Source organism: Kosmotoga sp. DU53, assembly GCF_001639905.1.
Taxonomy (GTDB): domain Bacteria; phylum Thermotogota; class Thermotogae; order Petrotogales; family Kosmotogaceae; genus Kosmotoga; species Kosmotoga olearia.
Map to the genome: position 1 here is coordinate 1 of NZ_JGCK01000091.1, position 1,221 is coordinate 1,221.

Annotated in this window: 3 protein-coding genes; all 3 read right to left on the bottom strand. The window is 36.9% G+C overall.

Going from position 1 to position 1,221, the window contains the following annotated elements; translation table 11 throughout:
* A partial coding sequence (locus DU53_RS11645) for a hypothetical protein (RefSeq protein ID WP_235599837.1) occupies positions 1-362 on the bottom strand: 362 nt, incomplete at its 3' end.
* On the bottom strand, positions 344-622 hold the full coding sequence (locus DU53_RS11650) for a hypothetical protein (protein WP_015868155.1): 279 nt from the start codon (positions 620-622) through the stop codon (positions 344-346). The genes DU53_RS11645 and DU53_RS11650, both read right to left, overlap by 19 nt.
* Positions 619-1,221, bottom strand: a 603-nt coding sequence (locus DU53_RS11655; RefSeq protein ID WP_082853943.1) for an ATP-binding cassette domain-containing protein, incomplete at its 5' end; no start/stop codon positions are given. The genes DU53_RS11650 and DU53_RS11655, both read right to left, overlap by 4 nt.

Sequence of the window (1,221 nt, forward strand, 5' to 3'; positions counted from 1 at the left end):
TCAAGCCAGAACATATCAACAAGAACTTTCAAAAATTTGCTGTCTTTAAAATTGAGCATCAAAAAGAATGTGAGTTTCATGGCTATGAATATAATCCCTGCTGACATAATGCTGCCAATCATCAGTTTCCCAGGTAGAAAAGTCGTTATCAGCACAGCCAGCGCAACGTATACCATCGTTTTCAAGATATTGGAACTTACTTCTTCAAGCGCTTTTGTTATTTCTGGATTTTGACCCGCTGTTTCTATTCCTTTCAGTGTGAAATCTCCGGTTACCATTCCTGAACCTATCGAAATGAGCGCAAAGGCTATAAAAAATTGCAAAACAATGAAAAGATAGAAAGTCAGCAATCTTTTCCACATCCACTTTGTTCGACTTTTCCCACACAGCAAATGCGTAAGAATGTACCTTCCACATACTCCACATTGAAAGCAAGATCTGCCAACATCAGTGATAATATTGGTATCAATAATTCCTGTGTATTGGATATAAAATGCAGACCTATGGCCATACCTCCAAACATTTTTCCGTTTGATTTAAAAATTAACGCGCTTAAAATACCAATAATCAGGTATATCGCCTGTATAACTATCCAGTGTCTATGCTTGAATAAAATTCTCATATTGTCACCTCTTTTTCTATTACTCTATCTATGAGGCCTTGATACATATCTGGATTTGTACCGGCAATTATGCAGGTTTTACCGTTTTCTTTATAATCACGAAGTAAATTTACTAAAGTTTCATGGCGCTTTTTATCAAGTGCGAGTTCTGGCTCATCCCATATCAGAAGTTCAGGATCATTTATCAGCGAGAGTGTTAATTTAGCTATCTTCCTCATGCCATGGGAGGATTTCTTGTATTTTCTGTTGAAATCTATGTTCCACATTCTTACATATTTTTTCAGTGCTTCTTCTGCCATTTCGGGTGTTACACCTTTTTGTCTGGCGAAGAGTAATATATTTTCTCTCAAGCTAAGTTCTCTGTATAATCCCATACCATCAATCACTATTCCCAACCTTTTTAAAATTTCAGGGTTACGATGTGGTTCTTTTCCAAAAACGCTAACATTCCCAGTTGTTGGAGGTATTAATCCACAAAGGATTTTTAAGAGCGTACTCTTCCCGGAACCGTTTAGACCTTTTATATAAACAAATTCACCCTTTTTCACGCTCAACGAGAAGTTGTCGAATATTTTCGGCCCATTGGCAAAAGAAAACGA